The sequence below is a fragment of the Plantactinospora sp. B6F1 genome, assembly GCF_040120695.1.
In the GTDB taxonomy this organism is placed as follows: domain Bacteria; phylum Actinomycetota; class Actinomycetes; order Mycobacteriales; family Micromonosporaceae; genus Plantactinospora.
Genome location: NZ_JBEEAC010000084.1, coordinates 1 through 1,634 on the forward strand (window position 1 = coordinate 1; position 1,634 = coordinate 1,634).

The 1,634-nt window shown below is 71.8% G+C and carries 2 protein-coding genes and 2 pseudogenes; 3 read left to right on the forward strand and 1 reads right to left on the reverse strand.

What is annotated here, in order from left to right; all coding sequences use genetic code 11:
* The 3 genes and pseudogenes from ABNF97_RS33850 to ABNF97_RS33860 form a co-directional block, all read left to right on the forward strand.
* Positions 1 to 237 (forward strand): annotated as a pseudogene (locus ABNF97_RS33850) (alcohol dehydrogenase); the annotation flags it as partial.
* Positions 238 to 641: 404 nt separating this feature from the next.
* Complete coding sequence (locus ABNF97_RS33855) at positions 642 to 1,121, forward strand: flavodoxin domain-containing protein (RefSeq protein WP_349341056.1); 480 nt, start codon at positions 642 to 644, stop codon at positions 1,119 to 1,121.
* Positions 1,121 to 1,381 (forward strand): SHOCT domain-containing protein, encoded by a 261-nt coding sequence (locus tag ABNF97_RS33860; protein WP_349341057.1) that lies wholly within the window; start codon positions 1,121 to 1,123, stop codon positions 1,379 to 1,381. The genes ABNF97_RS33855 and ABNF97_RS33860 overlap by 1 nt, the downstream gene beginning before the upstream one ends.
* 50 nt (positions 1,382 to 1,431) lie before the next feature.
* Here ABNF97_RS33860 and ABNF97_RS33865 read toward each other — a convergent pair.
* Positions 1,432 to 1,634: pseudogene (locus tag ABNF97_RS33865) on the reverse strand (Acg family FMN-binding oxidoreductase); the annotation flags it as partial.

Consider the following 1,634-nt stretch of genomic DNA (forward strand, 5'->3'; position numbering starts at 1 on the left):
GGCAAGCCGGCCACGCTGCACCTGGAAGAGCTGTGGAGCAGGAACGTCACGATCACGACCGGCCTGGTGGACACCTACTCGACGCCGGACCTGCTCACGATGCTGAGCGCGGGTCAACTCGACGTGGGGCACATGATCACGCACCGGTTCGCGCTCGACGACTTCATCGCGGCGTACGACGCCTTCACCAGACCGGCCGAAACCGGCGCGCTGAAGGTCGTCCTCTCCCACGCCTGATCCGGCGCTAGCCCGTTCACCATCAGCCGGCCGCTGACGGCCGGCTGATGGTGTGTACTCGGACAGGTCCAACGGCCCGCCGGACGGACGTCGTTGGACCTGCCGCGGTAGGCCGGGCGGCTCTGGGGGCGCGATCCGGTATGACGCAGGCTGGTCGGTGAAGGCCGACATCTCCGGAGGCGCAGATGAATGCCCCGCAGACCACCCCGGAACTCCGTCCGATGGCAACCCCTGACCCGGAAACCTCCGCGCTTCACGCGTCTCCGTCGGGAGATCGCGGCCCGTCGCCGGGCGCCCCGACCGCCTCCGTGGCAGGCCTCGCGCCGCCCCGGCCGGTACCTGCCGTCGAGGCGGCCCCGAGCGGGCCGGTACGGAAGGACGCGCCGGTTCGCGCGCTGGTCGCCGTGGCTAGCAGGCACGGCGCCACCGCCGAGGTCGCCGAACGAATCGGAATCGCGATCCGCGCCGCGCTGCCGTCGGCCACCGTGGACGTACGGGCCGCCGGCCAGGTGACGACGGTGGACGGCTACGACGCCGTCGTGCTGGGCAGCGCGGTGTACGCCGGCTGCTGGCTGGGGCCAGCGCGAGACCTCGTCGTCAGGCACGGTGCCGCGCTGGCCGGGGTGCCGGTATGGCTCTTCTCCAGCGGCCCGGTCGGCGACCCGCCCAGGTCGGACGAGGATCCGGCTGAGGCGGCCGAGTTCGTCGCCGCGATCGGCGCCCGCGAGCACGTCGTGTTCGCGGGGAAGCTGGACCGACACCGTCTCGGCTTCGCCGAGCGGGCCGTCACAGCCGTGGTGAGGGCCCCACGTGGTGACTTCCGGGACTGGGCGGCGATTGACGCCTGGGCGGGCGGCATCGCCGAAACCTTACGAGGGAAGTGATGACCATGTACTGGTACGACCACGGGACGGGCGGCTGGGGGTACGCCGCCATGGTGCTCAACATGCTGCTCTTCTGGGTGGTGCTGGCCGGTGCCGGCGTCCTGCTGTACCGGTGGCTGCACCGCGCCAAGCCGGCGAGTGGGAGCCGGCCGCACCTAGCGACCTTCACGGCCCGGCGGCTGCTTGCCGAGCGCTACGCCCGGGGCGAGATCGACGACGAGGAGTACCAGCGGCGGCTCGGGACTCTCGACGGCAACTGACCCTGCCGCAGGCAGTGCCGGCCCTGCCCCGCATCCCGCCGGCTTCCTGGTCAGGCGAGGGTGTACCCGGGATCGAGGATCTCGGACAGCGTGCGGCGGGGGGTCTCGGGAACCGGATCGCCGTATCCGATGCGCAGGATCATCTGGGTGTGCCCGTGACCACCACCGACGAGTGCGCGCAGCTCGGGCACCTCCAGCGCCTGGTTGACCGGGGACGCGGCCAACCGCCGCACGGTCGCGGTCAGCAGTACCC